19 protein-coding genes and 1 tRNA gene are annotated in these 25,250 nt (G+C 61.7%); 7 read left to right on the forward strand and 13 right to left on the reverse strand.

The window, feature by feature from the left end:
- Window positions 1–167 precede the first annotated feature (167 nt).
- From FHT79_RS27200 to FHT79_RS27210, 3 genes are all read left to right on the forward strand, one after another.
- Window positions 168–1,220: a type III polyketide synthase gene (locus tag FHT79_RS27200; RefSeq protein ID WP_097545274.1), complete on the forward strand. Its 1,053-nt coding sequence runs from the start codon at window positions 168–170 to the stop codon at window positions 1,218–1,220.
- Complete coding sequence (locus tag FHT79_RS27205) at window positions 1,217–1,720, forward strand: isoprenylcysteine carboxylmethyltransferase family protein (RefSeq protein ID WP_183904506.1); 504 nt, start codon at window positions 1,217–1,219, stop codon at window positions 1,718–1,720. The genes FHT79_RS27200 and FHT79_RS27205 overlap by 4 nt, the downstream gene beginning before the upstream one ends.
- A 75-nt stretch (window positions 1,721–1,795) precedes the next feature.
- Window positions 1,796–3,043, forward strand: a complete 1,248-nt coding sequence (locus FHT79_RS27210; RefSeq protein ID WP_183904507.1) for an FAD-binding oxidoreductase — start codon at window positions 1,796–1,798, stop codon at window positions 3,041–3,043.
- Here FHT79_RS27210 and FHT79_RS27215 read toward each other — a convergent pair.
- From FHT79_RS27215 to FHT79_RS27250, 8 genes are all read right to left on the reverse strand, one after another.
- Window positions 3,033–3,572, reverse strand: coding sequence for a gluconokinase (locus tag FHT79_RS27215; RefSeq protein ID WP_183904551.1), 540 nt, complete (start codon window positions 3,570–3,572; stop codon window positions 3,033–3,035). The genes FHT79_RS27210 and FHT79_RS27215 overlap by 11 nt on opposite strands.
- Before the next feature lie 23 nt (window positions 3,573–3,595).
- Complete coding sequence (locus FHT79_RS27220; protein ID WP_063476362.1) at window positions 3,596–4,549, reverse strand: peptide ABC transporter ATP-binding protein; 954 nt, start codon at window positions 4,547–4,549, stop codon at window positions 3,596–3,598.
- On the reverse strand, window positions 4,546–5,562 hold the full coding sequence (locus FHT79_RS27225; protein WP_183904508.1) for an ABC transporter ATP-binding protein: 1,017 nt from the start codon (window positions 5,560–5,562) through the stop codon (window positions 4,546–4,548). The genes FHT79_RS27220 and FHT79_RS27225 overlap by 4 nt, the downstream gene beginning before the upstream one ends.
- Complete coding sequence (locus tag FHT79_RS27230; RefSeq protein WP_183904509.1) at window positions 5,562–6,452, reverse strand: ABC transporter permease subunit; 891 nt, start codon at window positions 6,450–6,452, stop codon at window positions 5,562–5,564. Before FHT79_RS27230 ends, FHT79_RS27225 begins: the two co-directional genes overlap by 1 nt.
- A 9-nt stretch (window positions 6,453–6,461) precedes the next feature.
- Window positions 6,462–7,466 carry an ABC transporter permease subunit gene (locus tag FHT79_RS27235; RefSeq protein ID WP_018244875.1) on the reverse strand — a complete coding sequence of 335 codons (1,005 nt, stop codon included), beginning with the start codon at window positions 7,464–7,466 and terminating at the stop codon, window positions 6,462–6,464.
- 87 nt (window positions 7,467–7,553) lie between these two features.
- A complete protein-coding gene (locus FHT79_RS27240; RefSeq protein WP_018244874.1) occupies window positions 7,554–9,149 on the reverse strand; it encodes an ABC transporter substrate-binding protein in 1,596 nt (531 codons plus the stop codon).
- Between the two features lie 376 nt (window positions 9,150–9,525).
- Window positions 9,526–10,008 carry an iron-responsive transcriptional regulator RirA gene (gene rirA / locus FHT79_RS27245; protein WP_028758280.1) on the reverse strand — a complete coding sequence of 161 codons (483 nt, stop codon included), beginning with the start codon at window positions 10,006–10,008 and terminating at the stop codon, window positions 9,526–9,528.
- A 252-nt stretch (window positions 10,009–10,260) separates the two neighbouring features.
- The gene (locus FHT79_RS27250; protein ID WP_028758281.1) at window positions 10,261–11,757 is read right to left on the reverse strand and encodes a CoA-acylating methylmalonate-semialdehyde dehydrogenase; all 1,497 of its coding nucleotides are present in this window, start codon (window positions 11,755–11,757) and stop codon (window positions 10,261–10,263) included.
- Between the two features lie 175 nt (window positions 11,758–11,932).
- On the opposite strand from FHT79_RS27250, the gene FHT79_RS27255 reads away from it, so the two are divergent.
- Both FHT79_RS27255 and FHT79_RS27260 read left to right on the forward strand, forming a co-directional pair.
- The gene (locus tag FHT79_RS27255) at window positions 11,933–12,247 is read left to right on the forward strand and encodes a putative quinol monooxygenase (protein ID WP_183904510.1); all 315 of its coding nucleotides are present in this window, start codon (window positions 11,933–11,935) and stop codon (window positions 12,245–12,247) included.
- Window positions 12,244–13,125 carry a LysR family transcriptional regulator gene (locus tag FHT79_RS27260; protein ID WP_127431253.1) on the forward strand — a complete coding sequence of 294 codons (882 nt, stop codon included), beginning with the start codon at window positions 12,244–12,246 and terminating at the stop codon, window positions 13,123–13,125. Before FHT79_RS27255 ends, FHT79_RS27260 begins: the two co-directional genes overlap by 4 nt.
- Here the strand turns inward: FHT79_RS27260 and FHT79_RS27265 are convergent.
- The 3 genes from FHT79_RS27265 to traA form a co-directional block, all read right to left on the reverse strand.
- Window positions 13,122–13,289 carry a hypothetical protein gene (locus tag FHT79_RS27265; protein WP_088930367.1) on the reverse strand — a complete coding sequence of 56 codons (168 nt, stop codon included), beginning with the start codon at window positions 13,287–13,289 and terminating at the stop codon, window positions 13,122–13,124. The genes FHT79_RS27260 and FHT79_RS27265 overlap by 4 nt on opposite strands.
- A 44-nt stretch (window positions 13,290–13,333) precedes the next feature.
- On the reverse strand, window positions 13,334–13,771 hold the full coding sequence (locus tag FHT79_RS27270) for a DUF4174 domain-containing protein (protein WP_183904511.1): 438 nt from the start codon (window positions 13,769–13,771) through the stop codon (window positions 13,334–13,336).
- Window positions 13,772–14,178: 407 nt separating this feature from the next.
- Window positions 14,179–18,801, reverse strand: coding sequence for a Ti-type conjugative transfer relaxase TraA (gene traA, locus FHT79_RS27275; protein WP_183904512.1), 4,623 nt, complete (start codon window positions 18,799–18,801; stop codon window positions 14,179–14,181).
- Window positions 18,802–19,177: 376 nt separating this feature from the next.
- On the opposite strand from traA, the gene FHT79_RS27280 reads away from it, so the two are divergent.
- Window positions 19,178–20,140 carry a nucleotidyltransferase and HEPN domain-containing protein gene (locus FHT79_RS27280; protein ID WP_183904513.1) on the forward strand — a complete coding sequence of 321 codons (963 nt, stop codon included), beginning with the start codon at window positions 19,178–19,180 and terminating at the stop codon, window positions 20,138–20,140.
- Window positions 20,141–20,412: 272 nt separating this feature from the next.
- On the opposite strand, the gene FHT79_RS27285 is transcribed toward FHT79_RS27280, so the two are convergent.
- Both FHT79_RS27285 and FHT79_RS27290 read right to left on the reverse strand, forming a co-directional pair.
- Window positions 20,413–20,489 (reverse strand) — tRNA-His (locus tag FHT79_RS27285).
- 131 nt (window positions 20,490–20,620) lie between these two features.
- Window positions 20,621–21,070 carry a phasin gene (locus tag FHT79_RS27290; RefSeq protein WP_183904514.1) on the reverse strand — a complete coding sequence of 150 codons (450 nt, stop codon included), beginning with the start codon at window positions 21,068–21,070 and terminating at the stop codon, window positions 20,621–20,623.
- 214 nt (window positions 21,071–21,284) lie between these two features.
- Between FHT79_RS27290 and FHT79_RS27295 the strand changes: the two genes are divergently transcribed.
- Window positions 21,285–25,169 carry an ATP-binding protein gene (locus FHT79_RS27295; protein ID WP_183904515.1) on the forward strand — a complete coding sequence of 1,295 codons (3,885 nt, stop codon included), beginning with the start codon at window positions 21,285–21,287 and terminating at the stop codon, window positions 25,167–25,169.
- Window positions 25,170–25,250: the final 81 nt, after the last annotated feature.

The raw sequence follows: 25,250 nt of genomic DNA on the forward strand, positions 1-25,250 counted from the left end.
GAAACTCCTCGAAAGTGACGTTGCGAGGAGAGAACACCGCTGCGCCTGGCTTTATTCGGCTGCGCCTGGCATTTCTTACATCACGGTTTCGTGAAGCCCGCAGATCCGAATAATTTCGGCGTTCGCGTGTTTCCATCCGTTCCGCCGGGAACGACAAGGAGAATTCCGTGACCGATACCGTGAAACTCATCAGCCTCGCCGTCGCCGCCCCCGAACATGTCATCCTCCAAAAACAAGCGCTCGAAGCCTCGGCCCGGCTGTTTGCCGACCGTTTCGAGGATTTCCGCCATCTTGCCCGCGTCTTCGACAGCGCCGGCATCGAAAAGCGTCATGCGGCGCGGCCGCTTTCCTGGTTCGACGAACCGCATGGTTGGCAGGACCGGATGGAGGCCTATGCAGAGGTGGCGGGCGGGCTTTTCGTGGAGGCGGCCAGCTGCGCACTTCGTCAGGCAGGGCTTGAGGCCGGGGATGTCGACTGTGTCGTGACCGTCTCTTCCACCGGCTTTACGACGCCGAGCCTCGATGCGCAGCTTGCCCGCAGGATGGGTTTCCGTGCCGACATCGAGCGCGTGCCGGTCTTCGGGCTCGGCTGTGCAGCCGGGGTGTCCGGCTTTGCGATCGCCTCGCGGCTGGCGCAAAGCCGACCGGGCGCCGTCGTGCTATTCATCTCGATCGAGCTTTGCACGCTGGCCTTCCGGCTGGACGAGCTGACGCGGCCGAACATCATCGCGACAGCGCTTTTCGGCGACGGCGCGGCCGCCTGCGTGCTGCGTGCGGGAGGAGGCGGGCTGGCGGAAGTGGAATCAACAGGCGAACATCTCTTTCCCGACACGCTCGATATTATGGGCTGGAAGATCGACGATGGCGGCTTCGGCATCGTGCTGGCGCAATCGCTGCCGCCCTTTGCGGAGAGAGAGCTCGGCCCGGCGGTGACGACCATTCTGGCGCGCAATGGGCTGAGGCCGGAGGATATCGGCCGCTTCATCTGCCATCCCGGGGGCATGAAGGTGCTGGCCGCGATGGAGAGCGCACTGTCGCTGGTTCCGGGCACACTCGATCACGAGCGCGCCGTGCTTGCCGAATATGGCAACATGTCGTCGCCGACCATTCTGTTCGTGCTGGAGCGGGCGATCCGCGCCGGATTGCCGGAGCGTGCCGCGATGATCGCCATGGGGCCGGGATTTTCGGCGAGCTGCGTGACGCTGCGGAGAGTGGCATGATGTGGCCGTCGATCGCGCTTCTGGCCTTCGTGACGCTGCAGCGGCTGGGCGAGCTCGTGCTCGCCCAGCGCAACACCGCAGCCCTTCTCGCCCGAGGCGCCAGGGAGGTGGCAGCAGAGCACTATCCCGTCATGGTGGCGCTGCATACGGCCTGGATCATCGGCCTCTGGCTGCTGGCACCGGGAAGACCGGTCGAGCTCTTCTGGTTTGTCGTGTTCATGGTGCTGCAGGGGTTGCGGCTCTGGGTGCTGGCGACGCTCAAGGGCCGCTGGACGACGCGCATCATCATCCTGCCCGGCGCACCGCTCGTCCGATCCGGGCCCTATCGTTTCCTCAGCCATCCGAACTATGCGATCGTCGTCGGCGAGATCGCCGTCCTTCCCCTCGCCTTCGACCTGCCGTTTTACGCGGCTGTCTTTTCCCTGCTCAACGCGCTTATCCTCCATGTCCGCGTGAAGGCTGAAAATGCCGCACTGAAAAGCGCAATGATTTTGAAATGAATGCGATTTTTCGTTTGCGCCGCATCATCGGCAAGGGCATTTTCACCCCGACAAACAAAGCGGAATGCAGGGGAAATGACGAAGAACGCAATCGTGCTCGGCGCCGGCATCGTCGGGGTTTCCACGGCCATCCATCTTCAGCGGCGCGGCCGGCAGGTGACGCTGATCGACCGCAAGGATCCGGGCAACGAAACCTCCTTCGGCAATGCCGGCCTGATCCAGCGCGAAGGTGTCGCGCCTTACGGCTTTCCCCAGCAGCTCGGGCTTTTGCTGCGTTATGCGCTGAATAACCGCATCGATGCGCATTATCACCTGCGCACGCTGCCGAGCCAGATCGCCTTTCTCGCCCGCTACTGGTGGAACTCCAATGCGCGCCGCCACGCGCTCATCACGCGGGCTTATGCGCCGCTGATCGAAAATTCGATTGCCGAACACAAGGACCTGATCGAAGCGTCACAGGCTGAAGCGCTGATCCGCAAGGATGGCTGGATCAAGCTTTTCCGCACGCAGGCCAAGCGCGACGCGGCTCTTGCGGAGGCAGCACTTTGGCAGAATGAATTCGGGGTGGAGTACGACAGCCTGGCTCCGGCCGATATCGCCCGCATGGAACCTGATCTTTCCGGCGATTTCGCCGGTGCTATCCGCTGGCGCGACCCCTGGTCGGTGCTCGACCCGCATGCGCTGACATCGGCCTATCGCCGCTATTTCGAAAGCCTCGGCGGCCGTTTCGTCACCGGGGATGCCGCCTCGCTCGGTCCGTTCGGCTCCGGCTGGAAGATCATGACGACAGAGGGTCCGCTCGAAGCCGAGGATACCGTCATAGCGCTCGGCCCCTGGGCGGCCGTTGCGACGCGCCGGCTCGGCTATTCCTTCCCACTCGGGGTCAAACGCGGCTATCACATGCATTATGCCGCTGAGGGCGATGCCGTGCTCAACAACTGGATGCTCGATGCCGAACGCGGCTATTTGCTGGCGCCGATGAACCGCGGCATCCGCCTGACGACCGGGGCGGAGTTTGCAACGCTCGACGCGCCGAAGACGCCGGTCCAGCTCGACCGCGCCGAAGCCGTCGCGCGCACCATCTTCCCGCTCGGCAGGCGGCTCGATCCCGAGCCTTGGATGGGTGCTCGCCCCTGCACGCCCGATATGATGCCGGTTATCGGCAAGGCGCCGCGCCATCAGGGCCTGTGGTTTGCCTTCGGCCATGCCCATCACGGGCTGACGCTCGGGCCGGTGACGGGCCGCGTGCTTGCCGAACTCATCACCGGCGAGACGCCGTTCATCGATATTGCGGCCTATTCGCCGCAGCGTTTCAAGCCGTGATGCCGAGAGCAGCGAGACCTTTGAGAGCGGTCGCCGCGATGCCGTCCACCGTGTCGTCGATATCGACGGTGGCGACGCCCGGCTCGCCCGTGGGCACCTCAAGCGTCGCCAGCTGGCTTTCGAGCAGCGAGACCGGCATGAAATGGCCCTTGCGCTCGCCCATCCGCTTCGTCAGCAGCGCCTTGGAGCCTTCGAGATAGACGAAGGACAGATTGCCGCCGACAGCCGCCCGCAGCCGGTCGCGATAGACGCGCTTCAGCGCCGAGCAGGAGACGATGATGCCCTCGCTCTTGTCAAGCGAGGCCTGCATGTCCTCGCCGATTAGGTCGAGCCAGGGCATCCGGTCCTCATCCGTCAGCGGAATGCCCTTCGACATCTTTTCGACATTGGCGGCCGGATGAAGCGCATCGCCTTCGACGAAGGCCAGGTGCAGGGCCTCGGCGAGCTTTTCGCCGACGGAGGATTTGCCGCAGCCGCTGACCCCCATGACGATGATCGCATGGGGTTTGTTCATCTGCTCCGACATGATTCCTCCCAATCGATGTTTCCCGCTCAATCGAGCGGGAAGTGACAGGCATATTGTTGTGCGCCCTCTCCCCTTAATTCGGGAGAAACCTGGCGGCAATGGTCCTGCGCCTTCCAGCAGCGCGGATTGAAGTGGCAGCCCGACGGCGGCTTCAACGGCGACGGCAGCTCACCCTGCAGGCGGATGCGGCTCTTCTCGCGGTCGGGATCGGCAATCGGCGTGGCCGACAGCAAGGCGGCCGTATAGGGATGGCGCGGCCTGGCGAAGACCTCGGCGGCGGGACCGGTTTCGACCGGGCGGCCGAGATACATCACCATCACCTCGTCGGCGATATGATGGACGACGGACAGGCCATGCGAGATGAAGAGATAGGCAAGACCCATCTCCTTCTGCAGGTCCATCAAGAGGTTCAGCACCTGCGCCTGGATCGACAGATCGAGCGCCGAGACCGGTTCGTCGAGCACCAGCACCTTCGGCCGCAGCATCAGGGCGCGGGCAATGGCGATGCGCTGACGCTGGCCGCCTGAGAACATGTGGGGATAACGGCCATAATGCTCCGAACGCAGGCCGACGCGCGCCATCATCTCCTCCACCTTGCGGCGGCGGGCGGCGGCGTTGAGATCGGTGTTGATCTTCAGCGGCTCTTCGAGGATCGAGCCGACCTTCTGGCGCGGGTTGAGCGAGCCGTACGGATTCTGGAAGACGATCTGCACCTGGCTGCGCAGGCTGCGGTCGCCGACATTGGCGGGCTTGCCGTCGATCAGCAACTGCCCTGACGTCGGATCCTCGATCATGGTGACCAGGCGGGCGAGCGTGGACTTGCCGCAGCCGGATTCGCCGACGACGGCGAGCGTCTTGCCGGAATGGAGGCTGAAGCTGACGCCGTTCAGCGCCTTGACGGTGGCGTCGGCTTTGAAGAAACCACGGTTGACGGTGTAGAAGCGGGCGAGATCCCTGCCCTCGAGAACAGCATCCGTCATACGAGGTCTCCTGCAGTTTCAACGGCTATCACGCCCGGATGGCCGAGCGGCTTGCCGTCCTTCAAAGGATAGTTGCAGAGCGCCAGGCCCAACTCCGGCCCCTGACGAACGACGCCGCGATCGCATTCGACCGTGGCGAAGCCGCAGCGCGGCGCGAAAAGACAGCCTGTCGGGCGACCGTGCTGACCGGGCACGACACCGGCGATCGAGGGAAGGCGCTGGCCGACTTTGGCGCGTTCCGGGAGGGCCGCGAGCAGGGCTGCGGTATAGGGATGATGCGGATCGCGGAACAGCGCCCTCACCGGCTGCTCCTCGACCTTCTGGCCGGCATATTGCACCTGCACGCGCTCGGCGGTTTCGGCGACGACACCCATGTCGTGGGTGATCAGCACCAGCGCCATGCCCTGCTCCTTCTGCAGGCGAACGAGCAGATCGAGGATCTGGGCCTGGATCGTCACGTCGAGCGCGGTCGTCGGCTCATCGGCGATGAGCAGCTTCGGATTGCAGGCGAGCGCCATGGCGATCATGACGCGCTGGCTCATGCCGCCGGACATCTGATGCGGGAAGTTCGACAGGCGGTCTTCCGGCGCCGGAATGCCGACGAGATTCAAGAGCTCGATCGAGCGTTGGCGGCGCTCCTTGCGGTTGAGGCCCATGTGAAAGCGCAGGGTCTCACCGAGCTGGAAGCCAACCGTGAAGCACGGATTGAGGCTCGACATCGGCTCCTGGAAGATCATCGCCATATCCTTGCCGACGATCCTGCGGCGCTGCCGGGCGGAGATGCCGCGCAGATCCTTGCCGTCGAACTGCAGACGGTCGGCGGTGATCTTCGCTGTCCAGGGCAGAAGCCCCATCAGCGCCAGCATGGCAACGGATTTGCCCGAGCCGGATTCACCGACGACCGACAGGATTTCGCCCTTGTCGCAGGCAAGCGACACGCCGTCGACGGCGCGGAACAGACCGGAAGAGGTCTGGAATTCGACAGTCAGATTTTCAATCTCGAGGAGCGACATCACGACCTCTTCAGTTTGGGATCGAGCGCATCGCGCAGGCCGTCGCCCATCAGGTTGATGGCGAGAACGGTGATGAGAATGGCAAGACCCGGAAATGTCACCACCCACCAGGCGCGCGAGATGAACTCACGGGATTCGGCCAGCATCGTACCCCATTCCGGTGTCGGTGGCTGGGCGCCCATGCCGAGAAAGCCGAGGGCGGCGGCATCGAGAATCGCCGCCGAGAAGGCGAGCGTCGCCTGAACGATCAGCGGCCCCAGACAGTTCGGCAGGATCGTCTTGAACATCAGCCGGAAGGTGCCGGCACCGGCGACACGCGAGGCGATCACATATTCCTTCTCGCGCTCTGAAATGACCGAGGCGCGCGTCAGGCGCACGAAATGCGGCTGATTGACCAGCGAAATCGCGATCATCGCGTTGGTGAGGCCAGGCCCCAGGACGGCCACCAGCACGAGCGCGAGCAGCAGCGACGGGAAGGCCAGGATGATGTCCATCAGGCGCATGATCGCGGTGTCGACCTTGCCGCGGAAATATCCGGCGATGAGGCCGATCAGCACCCCGCAGATGACCGAAAGTGTGACGACGACGACGCCGATGAAGAGCGAAAAGCGCGCGCCATAGATCAGGCGCGAGAGGATATCGCGGCCGACGGCATCCGTTCCGAGCGGGAAGGAGGCGCTACCGCCCTCCATCCAGGCCGGCACGGCGAGCAGCACCTGGCGGTTCTGCTCGTTCGGCGCATGCGGCGCAAAGAGCGGCGCGAAGACTGCGACGACCAGGATGATGGTGAACACCACGAGGCCGATGACGGCGCCCTTGTTGCGAGAGAAATAATGCCAGAACTCCGCAACAGCGGATGGCTGACCGGTTTTGACGGTGACGGTGCTCATGAACCGCTCCTAATGACGAATGCGCGGATTGATGAAGCCGTAGAGAACATCAACAATCAGATTGACCAGCATGATGACGCCGGCGATCAGGAGAAGGCCACCCTGGACCACGGCATAATCGCGCTTGAACACCGAATCGACCATCCATTTGCCGATGCCCGGCCAGGAGAAGATCGTCTCGGTGAGGATGGCGCCGGCAAGAAGGACGCCGATCTGCAGGCCGATCGTGGTAATGACGGGGATCATCGCATTGCGCAGCGCATGCACGCCGACGACGCGCAGCGGCTTCAGGCCCTTCGAGCGCGCCGTGCGGACATAATCCTCGCCCAGAACCTCGAGCATCGCCGAACGCGTCTGGCGGGCGATAACGGCGAGCGGGATGGTCGCCAGCACGATGGTCGGCAGAATGAGATAGCTGACGGCCGAGGCGAAAGCGCCCTTCTGGCCTGACAGCAGGCTGTCGATCAGCATGAAGCCGGTGACCGGCTTGAAGAAATACATCAGTGAGATGCGACCGGAAACCGGCGTCCAGCCGAGATAGCCGGAGAAGAAGATGATCAGCAGCAAGCCCCACCAGAAGATCGGCATGGAATAACCGATGAGGGCAACACCCATCACGCTCTGATCGAACCAGGTGCCACGCTTGACGGCCGCAAAGACGCCGGCGGGCACGCCAAGACAGACCGCGATGATGATGGCACAGAGCGAAAGTTCCAGCGTTGCCGGGAACAACGTGAAGAACTCGCCGAGAACGGGCCGCTTGGTGACGATCGAGGTGCCGAGATCGCCGTGCAGCACTTTTACGATATAATCGAAATACTGCACATATATGGGCCGGTCGAAGCCGAGATCGTGCATGATCTGGGCGTGACGTTCCGGCGCCATGACACGTTCACCCGACAGAAGCATGACCGGATCACCGGGAATCAGGCGGATGAACGAGAAGGCAATGAGCGAAACACCGAGAAACGTCGGGATCAGCACCGCGAGGCGGCCGATGAAAAAACGCAACATAGCAGGTTTTCCAATAGTTTCCGGCGGTCAGGGCAACCTGACCGCCGGCCGCACCCGGCGTTGACCGGGTAGTTTACAGATTTTTTATTATTCGGAAATGTCCACGCCGTCGAAACGGTGGATGCCGAGCGGATCCATGAAGAAGCCCGAGACCTTCTTGCTCATCGGAACGAAGACCAACGAGTGGTCGAGCGTATTCCAGGGAGCTTCCTTCTTGAAGATCAGCTGAGCCTGCTCATAAGCCTTGGTGCGCTCGGCGACGTCGGCCGTCTGCTTGGCCTTGGTCATCAGATCGTCGAATTCCTTGTTGCACCACTGAGCGCGGTTGTTGCCGCCGACAGCGTCGCAGCCAAGCAACGTATCCATGAAGTTGTCGGGATCACCGTTGTCGCCGGTCCAGCCGAGGATGACGGCACCGTCGCGATTCTTGTCGGACGAGAGCTTCAGATATTCGGCCCATTCATGGGTGACGATTTCCGCATCGACGCCGACCTTGGCCAAGTCGGCCTGCATCAATTCGGCGGCGCGACGCGCGTTCAACATGTACGGACGCGAAACCGGCATTGCCCAGATCTTCATCTTCAGATCCTTGACGCCGGCATCTGCCAGCATCTTCTTCGACGCATCGGGATCGTACTTGTCGTCTACGACGGCATCGTTATAGGACCACATCGTCGGCGGGATCGGGTTCTTGGCAACGGCCGCGGCACCCTGGAAGACGGCATCGACGATCGCCTGCTTGTTGATCGCCATGTTCAGCGCCTTGCGGACTTCGGCTTTGTCGAATGGAGCAATCAAGGTGTTGTAGGCGAGATACGAAACGTTCAGGCCGGCCTGCTCGAGCACGGTCAGGTTCTCGTCCTTCTTGAGTTCGGCGACGTCAGCCGCATTCGGATAAGGAATGAGGTGGCATTCACCGGCTTTCAGCTTCTGCGCGCGGACGGCGGCGTCAGAAGTGATGGCGAAAACCAGATCGTCGATCTTTTCCTTGCCCTTGAAATAGGTCTCGTTGGCCTTGTAGCGGATGACGGCATCCGGCTGGTAGGCGACGAAGGTGAACGGGCCGGTGCCGAGCGGCTGCTGGTTCATCTGCGCCATTTTGCCGTCGGCGGCGAGTTTGTCGGCATATTCCTTGGAGACGATCGAGGCGAAGTCCATGGCGAGGTCGGCGAGGAACGGCGCTTCGGGATGGTTGAGGGTGAACTTGACGGTGAGGTCATCGACCTTCTCGACCGACTTGATCAGCTCCGGGAAGCCCATGCCGGCAGCATATTCGTAAGAGCCGCCCTCGACATACTTGTTCCAGGGATTGTCAGCCTTGAGCTGGCGCTCGAACGAGAAGATGACATCGTCAGCATTGAAGTCACGCGTCGGCGTGAAGAAGTCGGTGGTCTGATACTTGACGCCCGGATGCAGCTTGAAGGTGTATTCCTTGCCGTCGGCCGAAACGCTCCAGCTGTCGGCCAGGCCCGGCTCGATCTCGGTGCCGCCATGCTTGAATTCGACGAGACGGCTATAGACCGTGCGCGACGACGCGTCGAAGGTCGTGCCTGCCGTGTAGAGGCTCGGGTCGAAGCCTTCCGGCGAGCCCTCGGAGCAATAGACAAGGGTCTTGGACCAGGCCGACGTCGCCATGACGGAAATCAGGGCCGTCGCTGCCAGGAGGACAGAGATCTTTTTCATAGTATTGTTTCCCGGTTGTTCTTTTTTGATGTTTGGAGATCGTAGAATGGCATCACGATCGACGGTTGATGGAACGATATTTATCTACTGAAAGCAACGGGCTACGGAGAAAAATTTTCCAGCTGGACAATTTTAGAAATTTTCAGTCAAAAATCAGCCGCATTTGGAAATTTTCGGACAAAAAAGACCGGAATTTTGTCGCATTTGGTATAAAAGCGCCGCCATCGCGACACGCGGACGCCATTCCCCCCCCCCGCATTTCCGAGACCGGGAGACGCCGCAAAAACAAAAACCGCGGCTGCTGGAGCAACCGCGGTTCAGAAGCATAATCTGCGCTTAGAGCGCCGTGCGTCCTTTCGGACGCACAAGGGATAGTTCAGGCGGCGGGGACAACGATCGCGGGTTTGCGATATTGCTGCTCACCGGTGATTCCGAGAAGGAAATTGATCTGCGGACGGGCCTTGACGAGGTCGTCAATGGAATATTCCGAAAGCACGGCGAAGAAGGCGTTGAGCGCCTTGCGCAGCGCCGAATTCAGGCCGCAGCTGTCGACCAGCGGGCATTCGACCTCACCGTCATCCTCGAAGCATTCGGCCATGGCGAAACTGTCTTCCGTGACCCGAACCACGTCGAAGAGGGTGATGTCGGCCGCCGGCTTGCCCAAGCGCACGCCGCCGTTGCGACCGCGCACGGTCTCGACCAGACCCGCCTTGTTGAGCGGCTGGAGAATCTTGAAAAGAAAGAGCTCGGAAACACCATAGGCCTTGGCGATTTCCGGAATCCGGCTCAAGTGCCCGTCGTTGGCAGCACAATACATCAACATGCGAACCGCATAGTTGGTCTGCTTCGTCAACCGCATGCCATTCTCCTGACTCGTGCCTGTTCAGACCTATATAGGCGGTTTGGTAGTTTTGAACAATTCCAAAATATGAAATTCGCATTCAGCTTATGAGGCCATTTGCCGCGACGTCAATTCGGCCCCATGACGGGAATCGCATGACCGGCAGTTCATCTGAAAGCAACGCCGCCGAAAATCAACAACTTAGAATCGAAAAGTTCGAGGGCCCTAAGGCCCCCGAATTGCAGATTGCAGATTGGAATGTCGTGAAGATCACTTCATCGTCGGCATGACGAACTCGGCGCCGCTCTTGATACCCGAGGGCCAGCGGGCGGTGACCGTCTTGGTCTTCGTCCAGAACTTGATCGAATCCGTGCCGTGCTGGTTGAGGTCGCCGAAGCTCGATGCCTTCCAGCCGCCGAAGGAGTGGTAGGCGAGCGGAACCGGGATCGGAACGTTGATGCCGATCATGCCGATATTGATGCGCGAGGCGAAATCGCGGGCGGCATCGCCGTCACGGGTGTAGATGGCGACGCCGTTGCCGTATTCGTGCTTCATCGGCAGCGACAGCGCTTCCTCATAGTTCGCGGCGCGGACGACGGAGAGGACAGGTCCGAAGATCTCGGTCTTGTAGATGTCCATCTCGGGCGTGACGTGGTCGAACAGGCAGCCGCCGACGAAATAGCCGTCTTCATAGCCCTGGAGCTTGAAATCGCGGCCGTCGACGACGAGCTTGGCGCCTTCCTCGATGCCGCGGTCGATCAGGCCGCGGACACGGTTATAGGCATCCTTGGTGACGAGCGGGCCCATGTCGGCCTTGTCATCGGTGTAGGGGCCGATGCGCAGCGATTCGATCTTCGGCGTCAGCTTCTCGACGAGGCGGTTGGCGGTTTCTTCGCCGACCGGAACGGCAACCGAGATCGCCATGCAGCGCTCGCCGGCCGAACCATAGCCTGCGCCCATCAGCGCGTTGACGGCCTGGTCCATATCGGCATCCGGCATGATGATCATGTGGTTCTTGGCGCCGCCGAAGCACTGGGCGCGCTTGCCGTTCATTGCCGCCGTGCCATAGACGTAGCGAGCGATCGGCGTCGAGCCGACGAAGGAGACGGCGCCGATATCCGGATCGGTAAGGATCGCATCGACAGCACCCTTGTCGCCGTTAACGACGTTGAGAATGCCGGCGGGCAGACCGGCCTCGATCATCAGTTCGGCGAGACGGATCGGCAGGGAGGGATCACGCTCGGAGGGCTTCAGGATGAAGGCGTTGCCGCAGGCGATCGCCGGCGCAAACATCCACATCGGGATCATGCCGGGGAAGTTGAAAGGGGTGATGCCGGCGCCGATGCCGACCGGCTGGCGGATCGAATACATGTCGATCGCCGGGCCTGCGCCCTCGGTGAATTCACCCTTGGCGAGATGCGGAATGCCGCAGACGAATTCGCAGACTTCGAGGCCGCGGATGACGTCGCCCTTGGCATCCTCGATCGTCTTGCCGTGTTCCTTGGAAATCAATTCGGCAAGTTCATCCATGTGCTTGTTCAGGAGTTCGACAAACTTGAAGAAGACGCGGGCGCGGCGCTGCGGATTGGTGGCAGCCCATTTCGGCTGCGCGGCCTTTGCGTTTTCGACTGCGGCGCGCAGTTCCTCGACGCTTGCAAGCGCGACCGTCGCCTGCACTTCGCCGGTTGCCGGATTGTAGACGTTGCTCACGCGGCCGCTGGTGCCGGCAACATGCTTGCCGCCGATGAAATGACCGATCTCATGCATGGGTGTTCCTCCTGTTTTTGGATGACCGACAATCGCACTTCAATTTGCACAAATCAATGCGCTGATATAAGGAACTGTTGTGCGTATATTGTAGTCCTGTCGTTGCATCGGGCCTGCTGCTTACAAACTTGGCACGGCACGTCGACAAGTCAAATCCCAAGGGGAGGTCAAACCGTTGAGTCGGAAACCCGTCGTCAGAATGGCGGAGCTGGAGATCGCTCCGGAGACGCTGGAAACCTATCGCGCGTTGCTCGCAGAGGAAATCGAGGCATCGGTGGCGCTGGAAGACGGCGTCCTTTCCCTCTGCGCCGTTTCCATCAGGGACCACCCAAACCGTATCCGTATTCTTGAGGTCTACACCGACCAGGCGGCATATGAGGCCCATCTGCAGGCACCGCATTTCCTGAAATACAAGAACCAGACGGCGGGCATGGTCACATCGCTGGTGCTGATCGAAGTCGATCCGATCGCCATGCGTGCCAAGCCATGAACTGGGACGATGTTCGGATTTTCCTGGCCGTCGCCCGCACCGGGCAGATCCTTGCCGCCTCGAAGCGGCTGGGGCTCAATCACGCCACGCTCTCGCGCCGGCTGACGTCGCTGGAAGAGGCGCTGAAGACACGGCTTTTCATCCGCCGCACGAATGGCTGCGAGCTGACGGCCGAAGGCGAAGTGTTCCTGGCATCCGCAGAGCGGATGGAAACCGAAATGCTCGCGGTACAGGCCAGCCTCGGCCACACCGATACGGCTATTGCCGGGACCGTGCGCGTCGGCGCGCCCGATGGGTTCGGTGTATCCTTCCTGGCGCCGCGCATAGGCAGACTGATCGAGCGCCATCCGGAACTGAAGATCCAGCTCGTACCCGTGCCGCGCTCTTTCTCGCTGTCGCAGCGCGAGGCCGATATCGCCATCACGCTGGAGCGGCCGGTCCAAGGCCGGCTCGTCTCTTCCAAACTCACCGACTACACGCTCGGCCTCTATGCCTCACGCGACTACCTCGCCGCCCAGGGCACGCCCGGCGATATCGAGGCGCTGAAGGCGCATCCGCGCATCGGCTATGTCGAAGACCTGATCTTCACCGCCTCGCTGAATTTCTCCGGCGAGGTGATGCGCAGCTGGGATGCGAGCTTCGAGATATCGACGGCGATCGGGCAGACGGAGGCGGTGCGATCAGGCGCCGGCATCGGCATTCTGCACGATTATATCGCCCGGCAGTATCCGGAACTCCAGCGCATCCTGCCTGAAATTTCGATCCGGCGGGCCTATTGGACGACCTATCACGAAACGGCGCGCGATCTCGTGCGCGTCAGGAGCGTTGCCGATTTCCTGCAGGAACTCGTCAGCGCCGAGCGCCATATTTTTCTTTAAACGTCCCGCACGTGTTTTGCCGGCTCGTCGTTCTCGTCCGGGTTCGGAACCGGCGCCTCGTCGGGCAGCCTGTCCGGCTCCGGTTCCGTGATCGGAGGCACCGGCTTCCAGCCGGGTGCTGGCATCGGCGGCTGGTCGGGAATGGGTTCGTTGGGCACGGACATGACCGCCTCCCTTTCATGATCTTGGTTTGACGCGATGTTCGGGACTATTTGTCCGGCTTCAGCGATTCGGCCGCGCGCATCGGCATGCTGTCGATGATGGCGAAGAGCTCGCCATCGGTGATCGGCTCGCTGGCCTTCAGCTTGACGGTGCCGTCCTTGCCAACAAGAAAGGCCGCGAACTCGCCCACATCGGGCGCCTGGAGATCGCGGCGGATCGCTTCGCCGTCGAGACCATCGGGGGCACCGAAGAGTGGCCGAACGCCGGCGCCTGATATCTTCAGCACCACCAGGTCACGCTCATCGAGGGCCGAGCGATCGGCCAGCAGCTGGTTCTCCTGGCGGGCGGCGCGGGCTTTGTCCCTGTCGGCGAACACAACGAAAACGCGGTTCTTCCACTGGAACGCAGCAAGGCTTTCGACCGGCGCATAGGCGCTGTTGGTCTCGTCGATCTTGGTCGCACCGTAGAGAAGGGTTTTCGACATGCATATTCTCCCGTCAACTTAGAGAACCGCTTAGGACGACGCGGGTTCCATCAAAACGGTGGGAATCTTGCTTAGGTTTCGCGTCTCACCGAGCTCGCCGCGGAGCCTGATGGTCAACTACGTTTGGCACTAAGGAGACTTTCGAGCGTAGGAATCTCCTTCAACGAATGCAAGGCCGGAACTCACCAGAGGGGTTTGGCTTGTTCAGGTCGGCGACGGTCTTCTTCATTTCCAGCAGCGACATGCCGGCTCCAATCGGGACTAGTCGTTTGAAACTTTCGCCGGCACGCCCGCATCTGCTAGGCGTCTGATTAGTGCGTTTTGCTCGCCTGGCTTGCGATGACTTCTTTGTCGTCCGTTTCCCTCTGTGGCATCAGATCAACGAATAATGGCCACTGTTGTTTTGTTTAGCCATTGATATCAATGCCGCGTCCGCGGCTGACAGCCCGCTGGCGCCGTTCCGACATGATCTTCTCGCTGCTCTCCCTGCGAACGGTCTGCTGCAGGACCTTCAGCCTGTCCTGCATCGCCTCGAAGGCGCGGCGCTGCGTCGGCGGCACACGGTTGATGAGATCCCTCTCTCCTCGGACGATGGCATTGCGGCCGAAGCGCTCGTCGAGCGCCGCGCTGACTGCGGCGAACTCCCGGCGAATGCTGGGATCAAGAACAGCAGCCGATGCATTCCGCTTGCGGCCGTCGTTCTTCGCCTCGGCAGTCAGCCACGTGAGCGCTTCTTCCGCCGCCTTCGACAGGCCGGGAATGGCAACCGCCATGCGCCGCCGCTCTTCGGCGATCGCCTGGCGCTCGGCATCAAGGGCGCCGGCATAGGCCGCACCGAGCGATCGTAGCCAAGCGGCGGCTTCGGGCACGGCCTGCGCAGCGTCTCTGCGTTCCCGGCCGGCGGCCAGCATCCGATCCATGAGGCGATCGGAGCCACGCAGCGCACCATAGGCGGCCGGGTCATTGGTCACTGCAGCAGAGATGCGGTCGGCGGCAAAACCTTTGACAAGCAGCTCTTCGATCTTCTCGACAGCGCCAGCCGGATCGCGCCAGATCGTTGACGCCACGTCGGCTAGCGCTGCTCGCTGCTGGCGATAGAGAGGGCCGGCCAGAGCACGCGATCTCGCCTCTTCCTCGATCGGAGTCTTGAACTCGGTGACGGCGGCAAGCATGGGGATATTCTCCTTCTGCGGATCGGCACTGGCGCTGGCGACGATCTTCGAACGATCCCGCCGTTCGGCGAGATGCTGCTCCTCGGCAAAACGCTTCACGGCCTCGAACAGCCGGGTCAGCTTCTCGCCCCTGGTGCCTGTGAAGTCTTCCGGCATACGCTCGACGATGTTGCGTTCGGCAACCGTATCGGCCTTGGATGTGAAGGCGCTCCAACCGAAACGGGCGCTGAGCGCCTCGCTGACGGCCTTGATCTCCTGCACAACGGCCCGGTCTTCGGCGGCGATTGCAAAGGCCGTCTTGTAGGCATCGTCCCCTCCCTGCTTGCGCACCGCCTCGATCTCGACGAGACGTGCCACCGCCTTTCTGGAGAGCGCTGGGATCGACAATGACATATGCGCGCGGCGCTGGTGCTCGCGGCTTTCGAACCGCTCGGCGTTTCTGCGGAACTCCGTCGCGTGGGCGCGGGCCAGCGGCAGTAGTTCCGTCAATGCCGCGGTCGCGATGCTGCGCTCGTCGCGTGCGGCGCGACCGTCGATGATTAGGTCGGAACCACGCAGGCGGCCGATCCGATCCGGTGCAATAGCAAGATCGTCGGCGAGCCTGCGGGGTTCGTTGCTCGTATCCGATGCCAGGGCGTTCAGGGCGACCAGCGCCGCCTCCGGCTCACGATAGATCTTCTCCAGCAGCGGCCGCAGGATTGCTTCCCGTTCCTTCCAGGCCGGCGAGGAAAGCTGCGCCCACCGCGCATCCTCCTCCACGCTTCTGGCAAAAGCAGTGTCGGGCGGCATCAGATATCGGCCGCGGCCAACATCTGTCTCCGAGACGGTGTGTGTCTCAGTGCGCTCCTCATTGTACGAGACACGTCGTTCCCGCTCGATCGCAAAGCCGAGCGCAACGCTCGCCCTCTCCCAGAGCTTCGCCACCTGCCGGCGCTTCTCGGCAATCCACGCGAGCCGGCGCGAGGCGTCCTCCTCCATCCCGGCTGCGACGAGAGAGAGATGATCGAGGCCGCGGCGGCGGGCAAAATCGTCGGCATGTGCCCGGTACCCAGCCTCGCTTTCGAAATCGAGCGTCGTCGTCTTGGCGCCGGAGCGCGACAGGCGTTCAACGAGTTGTTTGAACAGTTCCGGCCGATGGCTTTCCTGCTCGATACGCTCCCGGCGCGCTTCGGCGGTTTCGACCCGTTTGGCGGTCCAGACGTTGCGGTCGACTTCTCTTTCCTCGAAGTGCTTCTGCCCGGTCTGCTCTTCGATGATGGGAACCTGAACTTTGACCCGCTCCACCCCGTCCTTGCGCAGGGTCACCGTGTCGCCCTCTAAGACACCGGCATCCTCCAACGCCTTCGGCAGGCTCACGCCCCAAAGACGATGGACGGCTCCGTCATCCGTCTTCACATCGGCATAGGGGCTATCGTCGGCATCCTCGTCATTCGGCCGGAACTTGGCTTGTCCGGTTTCCACGAGTTCGCCGGTGACACCGGCAGCATGATCGGCACGCAGCTTGCGGCCCCATTCGGGCTTTGCTTCAAAATCTTCCTTCGCGGCATAGAGATCGGCACGATGGCGATGCCGGGTCATCGACACATAGGTCAGATGCTGGTCCATCATGCCGGTGGCAAGAACGAAGGTCCGGTCGACGGTCGCGCCTTGAGATTTGTGGATGGTCGCAGCGTAGCCGAGATCGACATTGCGATAACTGTTCTCGCTGATGACGACATCGCGGCCATTGTCGAGACGCACCGAAAGCAACGTATCCCCACGTTTGTCGCCGGTGGATACGACCGTCCCGAGCATGCCGTTCTTGACGTATTGCGGACCGAGACGCATTGCGCGCGCTTCGACGAAGCGGGCATTTGCCAGAAAGATGATGCGGTCGCCGGTGGCGAATTCCCGCGCGCCGCGTTCGGTCTGGAATGCGCGGCTCTCACCCAGCGCCCCCTCGCCCGCCATCACAGATCGCAGTTCCTCGTTCAGACGTTTGACGTCCTGATTGGTGTGGGCGAGCACGAGAAGCTCATCACCGCGAAGACGGCCATCATTGCCGGCAGCTGTTGAGTCCTGGACCGCCTGTTTGCGCGCCGCCGTCCAGTCGCTGACAATGCGGCCGATGACGTCGTCCCGCGTCTCTGCCTCGACCAGATGACCCTGCTGCGCATAGGCATCAAGACCTTTCCCAATCTCGCCACGCGCAAAAAGCCGCGACGCCTCGCGCGACCACGCCTCGCGCTGGCGGCGCACGCCGCCAAGTTCGGCAAAACCGATCCGCTCGGTAATCGCCCGGAACGCCGCCCCCGCCTGGATCGGCTGCAATTGCATCGCATCGCCGACCAGCACGAGTTTCGCTCCCGCCTGTTCCACGAGCTTCAGCACGCGGGCCATCTGCTGCGACGACACCATGCCGGCCTCGTCGACAACCACCACATGGCCGCGGTGAAGCGTCTCCTGTCCATTGGCCCAGGCCAGCTCCCAGGCGGCGAGTGTTCGCGATCTGATGCCGGAGCTGTCTTCCAGACCCTCGGCGGCTTTGCCCGCAAGGGCCGCACCAATCACCTGGCGGTCTTGACTTTCCCAGGCGAGACGGGCCGCGGCAAGCAAGGTCGACTTACCGGCGCCGGCAAGACCGACCACGGCGGCAATACCATTGTCCCGCGTGACATGATGGACGGCGTCTGCCTGCTCCGGGTCGAGCCGGAAGGACTTTTCCGGATCTTGAGTTTCGACGTTTCTGATCGCAGCGGCGACCGCCCGGTCGGAAACGGCAAAACCGCGACGTTCCACCAGAACCTGCGCCGACTGCGCCATGTCATATTCGATGCGAAGGATCTCGCGCGTGGTGAAAACGGCGGGTTCGCTCGCCTTGCCCGTTTCGGCATCGACCTGCTGTGGCTTCAGCATGATGAGATCGTCCGACGCCATCAGCCGCGCCCGGATATTGGCGAAGTCTGCGGGATCGTCGACATAGCGATGCAGCCCCTTGGCGATATCGCGCTCGTCGAAGGTGGAGCGTTCATTGCTCAACTGCTTCAGCAGGAGCTCCGGCTCGGCGAGCAGCCGGTCGGCCATCTCCTGGCGACGGGCAAGATCGGCCGGTGCAAAATACATCTCGACACCCCCGCGGGAGAGCGCTGCCTTCTCCGGGCCCAGATGTCTTTGTGCGATACCATCGAGGCCCTGCTCGGCATAAGAGCGGCCGTCAAGACGGATGTCATGGCCGGCGAGCGCCAGATGCCGGCTGGCCGTCTCCGCCCAGGCGATCTTCCACGCCTGCAAGGTCTCCTTGTCGCCGCCCCAGGACTTATACACAATCCGACCCGTTAGCCGCCCAGGCGTGACAAATCGCAATGGCTCGCCATTTTCTCCCAAGATCGGAGCATGTTTTGGCCCGAAGCCCTCCTCCGTCAGCGGTCTCACGGGCGTCAGCAGATGGATATGCGGATTGCCGTCTTTATCGTGGTAGACCCAGTCGGCGACCATTCCCGCTCTTGTGAAATTATCCCGCACGAATTCGCGCACCAGCGCGATGTTCTCGGCCCGCGTCAGTTCCTCCGGCAGCGCGATGATCAGCTCGCGCGCCAGCCGCGCGTTTGCCAGTTTCTCGAAAGCTTCAACCGCATTCCACAGCACTTCGCTGGCGCCGGCAACGGAATACCCCTCGACCGCGGACTGCAGCCAATCCGGCGTTTGATCCGGCAGCGCCAGTTCCTCGTGCACCAGCTCCGACGCGCCGCCCCGATAGCTGAACGACGTGCCGGCCTGTTCGTCCATCATCCTAGTGCGATGACGATAGGCGGCGGCCGAGACGATGTTGCGTCCCGCTCCCCTGCTGATGACCTGCGCTCTGACGAACATGATCGCCATGATTGTCCTCGCATATTCGGAGCAGTTGCACCAACGAGCGACATCGCTCTGTCACAGACAGTTATACCGAACGACAAACGCCCTCCGCGCGTGTCTCCGGTCTCTTTCGCGCGGGTCCATATCACCGCGACAAATAAGCGATTTAACTGACTTATACAAGATAGTAAAATCAGAAATTGTTTCCTGCTTTGTTCGCCCTGACGCACGGTGTTCCAACTACGCCACATTCAGACGATGCCTGTTCCTAAATGATTGAATTTTTTTCTCAATCGCCAACGCGGCTTGGCAACTTGATGGGAGATAAGGGCAAAACGGCAGTTGAGCGGTGCTAAATTTGCCAGTAGACGATATTGGATCTTTCGCCTATCGATTGCTTATGAAATCGTCGCTCGATCATATGCCGCTTCGCAAGCAACGAGAACTCGGCCGGGTCCTTGAAGTCCTCCACGAGGAATTCGAGGACGCGCTGAAAGAAGGCACGGCCGATTTCAAGAAGCGCGGCCGGATCCTCAAGATTATCCTGTTCGGCTCGTACGCCAAGGGCGGCTGGGTCGATGAACCCTTCACCATGAAGGGGTATCGCTCCGATTTTGATCTGCTGATCATCGTCAACAATCGCAAACTCTGCGAATTCGCCGAGTACTGGTACAAGGCCGCCGACCGGTTGATCCACGAGGCCTCGATCGAAACGCCGGTGAGCTTCATCGTCCATTCCAGGCGCGAGGTGAATACCCACCTGAAGGAGGGGCAATACTTCTTCTCCGACATTCGCAAGGAAGGCATCGTTCTCTACGAACTGGACGATGAGGCGCTGGCTGAGCCCGAGCCACTTTCGACCGAGGATCAGCTTCGCGTCGCGAAGGAGCATTTTGAGCAAAGGTTTGCCGAAGCCAGCGCCTTTCTGAGAACAGCTGAATTTCAACTCGGCAAGTCGATAAGGACCGGGGACGCCTGGTCAAACCTGTCCGCATTCAGCTTGCATCAAGCACTCGAACAAGCCTATTCCTGTGTTCTGCTCACTCTGACCAATTACGGCCCACCGTCGCATAACATCAAGTTCCTGCGCTCACTCGCAGAAGAGCAGGATCGCCGTCTGGCAGAAGCCTTTCCGCGTGATCAACACAAGGAACGCGCGTGGTTCAATACGTTGAATGAGGCCTATGTTAAGGCGCGCTATTCGAAACATTTCGAAATCAGCGAGGAGGCGCTCGGCTGGCTCGCAGTACAAACTGCGTTACTAATCGAACTGGTCGAGACGGTTTGCAAAGGACACCTGGACATGCTTAACGGAATGCTTGGGAGCGACATAACCAAACGAGATTCGCTGTCATGCGGTTGACCAACTGCGTGATGGAATTCGGCATCTCGGGCACGGACCGGTAACATAATCCACCTACCGGAGCCGGTCGAGGCGATGATCACCTCTGAAAGAAAGCCGCATTGAGTGCCAGAAAGGTCAGTGAAGTGCTGATCAAGCGCTTGGCCAGAGAAATGCGCGTGCCGTCAAACAAAAGACTTTGGGAACGATCGACGGCCCGTTCGGCACGAGGTTGTCACCCATGTGTTAGGTACGTTTTGTTACCTATGTCTCCGGTATGGACAAAGGAAAGATGGTACGGTTGGGGGGTCTCGAACCTCCGACCTCAGGTGCCACAAACCTGCGCTCTAACCAACTGAGCTACAACCGCATAAATCACGCTTGGCGCGACGGGGGTCACATACGAGGACTTGGCGATGAATTCAAGCCCCATTCCTCGTCAATATACAAAAAGGCTGGACGCGAGGTCCAGCCTTTTGTCTGCGATCGGTAAAAGACCGATCAGGCGACCTTGAAGGAAGCCATGGCCTTTTCGGCGGCGTCCTTGGAAGGCTTTGCGAGCTTTTCGGCCACCTGCTTGGTGGTTTCCTGGATCGACTTCGCCTGCTCGATGGTGAGTTCGGCCTGCTTGCGGATGAAGGAGGTCTGCAGTTCGAAGAATTCGGCGGCGGACTTGACGCTGAGCAGCGCTTCGAAGTGCGACAGCGAGTTCTCGGAATTGACGCGCAGGATGTCGATCGCCTTCAGGCCGATCTCAACGCTGCCGGCCTGAGCCGTCTGGACGGTGGCTTCGAGCGTCTTGCCGGCTTCCTCGCCAGCGGTCTTCAGCTTGGCATAGGCATCCTTCGACTGCTGGGCGCCCTTTTCGGCGAAATCACGGAAGGATTCGGCGAACTTGGACGGGTCGAAAGAAGCAATTGAAAAAACGTCATCGGTCTTTATGGTAGCCATGGGTCGCATCCTTTGGGCTGAGGCAGTCGCTGCCTTCGATAGTTGGGATGATGCTTATATAAGACATATCATTGTGCATTGCAACAATTATTGTGCGGTGCACAAGACGTTAACCTTTCCGGCCGAAAACACCCTGCTCTTCTGGACCGGCATGCCACCCGCAGTTATTAATAAGCCGTTAATTTAAGAAGGCCGACAGCGACAAGGTTCGAACATGCCCGCAGTCCAATATCCGTTCATCGATATCGCCGTGCATGCACGGGTGCGGGAACGCTTTTCACGCGGCGAGGCGATGGTGCTGTTTTCGGCCGATCTTGCCCGCCTGCTCTGGGCAAACGGCGCAGGTGCGGAGCTTTTCGGCCATTCGGCGGTCTATGACCTGCTCGACCAGGGCGTCGACCGGGGCGACATTACCTTCCGCCAGCTGGAAACGGCCGCGCGCCAGCTTTCCGATATCGGTGACAACAGAAGCCTGATGATCCGCGTCGCCAAGGGCTTCCAGCGCGCCCAGGTGCAGGCGGCGGCCGAACTGATCCGGCTCTCCTCAGGCGAAAAGGCCATCCTGTTTTCGGTGCCGGTCTCGGCCAAGCCAATGGCGGCCGTCGCCTCGGCGGCGCAGATGCTGCAAGGGCTTGATGATCCCGATACGCATATGGCGGTGATCGGCGCCAATGGCGAAGTCATCGCCGCTTCGCCGGGCTTTGCGTCGCTCGGCATATCAGAGCAGACCGCAAAGACCTTGATCAATCTTGCCGGCGCCCATCCCGACCGGCTGGTGAAGCGTCCCGTCGCCACCACCAGAGGCAATCTTCCGGCCGCCTTCGGCAAGCTCAGCGACGAGCCGGCGCTCCATCTGCTTTTTGCCGTGGAGGCCGCGATCGGCGATCTCGACCCGATCGATGCCCCCGTGCTCGACCCGGTCGATGCGCCCGCGCAGGAGGAAAGCGCGCCGGCCGCCGAACTGCTTCAGGACGAGCCTGCCGTCGCCACCGGCTTCACCGAGATTATTGATGCGGTCTCGGGGATCGAAGAGGTCGAGGAGACGCTCGAGGACATCACCGGCGAAAACGAACAGCCGGCCGAGACGGCAGCCGCATCCGAAGACGAGGCAGTCGAGGAGGCAGGTCTCGCCGGACATGACGAGGTGGAGAGTGACGGCAGTGTGATCGACAGCAGCGCGGATGGGGCCGATAAGCCTGCCGCGACCATCGAGGACGACCTTGCCTCCCTCACCGAGACGGTGGAAACGGCCGTGGCGGAGCCGTCTGCCGAAACCCGCGAAACGCCTATCGAAGATGCGCCGGAAGCGGTTCATGAAGAGTTCGCCATCGCAATGCCTGTGGTCCCCGACGCTGCCCCTGCCCCTGAGCTTGCGGCTGAGCCCGGCTTCGTCTTCAGGCCGAACAGCCGCGCCACGCGCTTCGTCTGGAAGATCGACGCCGATGGCTGCTTCACCGAGGTCAGCCACGAATTTGCCGAGGCCGTCGGTCCACATGCATCCCACATCATCGGTTCGGCCTTCGGCGATGTCGCCGCCCTTTTCAATCTCGATCCGGACGGCAAGCTTTCCGAGGCGCTCGCCCGCCGCGACACATGGTCGGGCAAGACGATCCTCTGGCCGGTCGAAGGCACCAGCCTCGTCGTTCCGGTCGATCTGGCAGCACTGCCGACCTATACCCGCAACCGCGACTTCGACGGCTTTCGCGGCTTCGGCGTCGTCCGGCTTTCGGATGCGCAGGAAGATCCGCTGGCGCTCGGCCTGACGCTTGGCCCCGATGGTATCGGCCATGATGCAGCAAGCCTCGAGCCGGTTGCCGACGTGGCCGATGAAGCGGAAGCCGCGTCCGAGGAGGTCCCGGCCGAAACCATCGTGTCGGAAGAGATCGACGTCCAGGCGTTTGCGGCAGCCGAGCCAGAGACCCCGGAGACCGAAGAGACGGGATCGGAAAAGATCACGGCCGAAGAGGCGATCGCCGTGACGTCAGCGCCGGAGAATACAGCAGAAGAACAGGCGACGGGCGCCGACGAAGGACCTGCCGCCGGGCCGGCAGCGGATCTTTCGGACGAGCCGCCGGCGCTTCGCATTGCCGAGACGCCCAATCGCCGTTTCTCCGATAAGATCGTTCAGCTCCACAATACCAGCGCCGGGCTGACGGCCGCCGAACAGGCGAATTTCCGTGAGATTGCCAAGCGCCTGGAAGCCTTCGGCACGCGCAAGGAAGAGCCCGCCGCTCCAGCGCCGATGGAACCCGCAGCCCCGGCGTCGGCGGCACCTACCGTGACGGCGGCGGTGGAATCCGCCGTCGCGGAAATGGCGAGCTTCGAAGGGGCCTCTGGACATGACGAGTCCGAGGCCGAAACTCCCGGCGACAAGGCTGACATCGCCTCGCCCGAGGACATCGCGCCGCAAGAGGCGATCTTCGAGAATGCCGTCGAGGCCGAGCGCGAAGACGAGGTCGTCGCCGAGGAGCCGGCTGTTATCGCCGAAGACGAGGCGACGGAAGGACTTGAGGAGACGGTCAGCCAGATCGAGGTTCTCACAAGCTTCATCCCGCCGCGCGTCAAGATGACCGACGGGCTTTCGGTGGGAACGGTCGACCAACTGCCTGTCGCCGTGCTCATCCATATCGGCGATGCGCTGATCCATGCCAATCCGGAATTCATGCGACTGACGGGCTATGCTTCGCTCGACGCATTGCGCGAGGTGGGCGGCATCGAGGCCCTGCTGCAGCGCCGCGAACTCGAGGAGAAGGCGGCCGGCTCCAGCACCATGATGCTCGTCAAGGCCGATGACACGCTGGCGCCGGTGACCGCCCGGCTGCAATCGGTGCGCTGGGAAGACGCCAACGCGTTGATGCTGGCGCTGATGCCGGTCGAAGGCAAGGATGACAGCCGCAGTGAAGCAAGCCGTTCCGAGGGCCGCTCCGAGGGCCGTTTCGAAGCCCGTCCCGAGCGGATGGTCGAGAAGGTCGCCAAGCTTCAGGTCGAAGTGGAGGAATTGCGCTCGATCCTGGAAACGGCGACCGACGGCGTCGTCGTCATCGGCACGGAGGGCGACATCCGCTCGATGAACCGGTCGGCGAGCGCGCTTTTCAATTACGACGAGCAGGAGACGCGCGGCAAACCCTTCGTCATGCTGTTTGCCCATGAGAGCCAGAAGGCGGTCCTCGACTATCTGAACGGCCTCTCCGGCCATGGTGTGGCCAGCGTGCTGAACGACGGACGCGAAGTGATCGGCCGCGAGGCGGCCGGCGGCTTCGTGCCGCTGTTCATGACCATGGGCCAGCTCACCTCCTCCAATGGCTACTGCGCCGTCATCCGCGATATCACCCAGTGGAAGCGCACCGAAGACGAGTTGCGCAACGCCAAGGGTGCGGCCGAAACCGCCAACGCCCACAAGACCGATTTCCTCGCCCGCGTCAGCCACGAGATCCGCACGCCGCTCAATGCGATTATCGGCTTTTCCGACATGATGGCGGGCGAGCGCTTCGGGCCGATCGGCCATCCCCGTTATATCGAATATGCCAACGACATCGGCCGCTCCGGCCGGCACGTCCTCGATATCGTCAACGATCTGCTCGACATTTCGAAGATCGAGGCGGGCGAGATGGACCTCGATTTTGCCGCTGTCGGCCTCAACGAGGCGGTTTCCGAAGCTGTGGCACTGGTGCAGCCGCAGGCGAACGGCCAGCGCGTCATCATCCGCACGGCGCTGTCGCATGCGGTGCCCGAAGTCGTGGCGGATCTGCGCTCGATCAAGCAGATCGCACTCAACATCCTGTCGAACGCCATCCGCTTCACCCCGTCGGGCGGGCAGATCGTCGTTTCCACCTCCTACGAGGCCAATGGCAGCGTTGTCTTGAGGGTCCGCGATACCGGCATCGGCATGACGCGCAGTGAACTCGACCAGGCGATGAAGCCGTTCCGGCAGGTCTCCTCGACCCAGTCGCGTCACCGCGGCGACGGCACCGGGCTCGGTCTGCCGCTGACCAAGGCGATGGTCGATGCCAACCGGGCGGTGTTCTCGATCAATTCGGCGCCGAACGAGGGCACCCTCGTCGAGATCACCTTCCCGTCGCAGCGGGTGCTGGCCGGCTGATCAGCGCAAAAGGAAAGCGATCACCATAAAGAAAAGGCAGCCCGGAGGCTGCCTCGAAAATTGGTGCTGTTCAACAAGAGC

The organism is Rhizobium sp. BK212, from assembly GCF_014197475.1.
Lineage (GTDB): Bacteria > Pseudomonadota > Alphaproteobacteria > Rhizobiales > Rhizobiaceae > Rhizobium > Rhizobium anhuiense.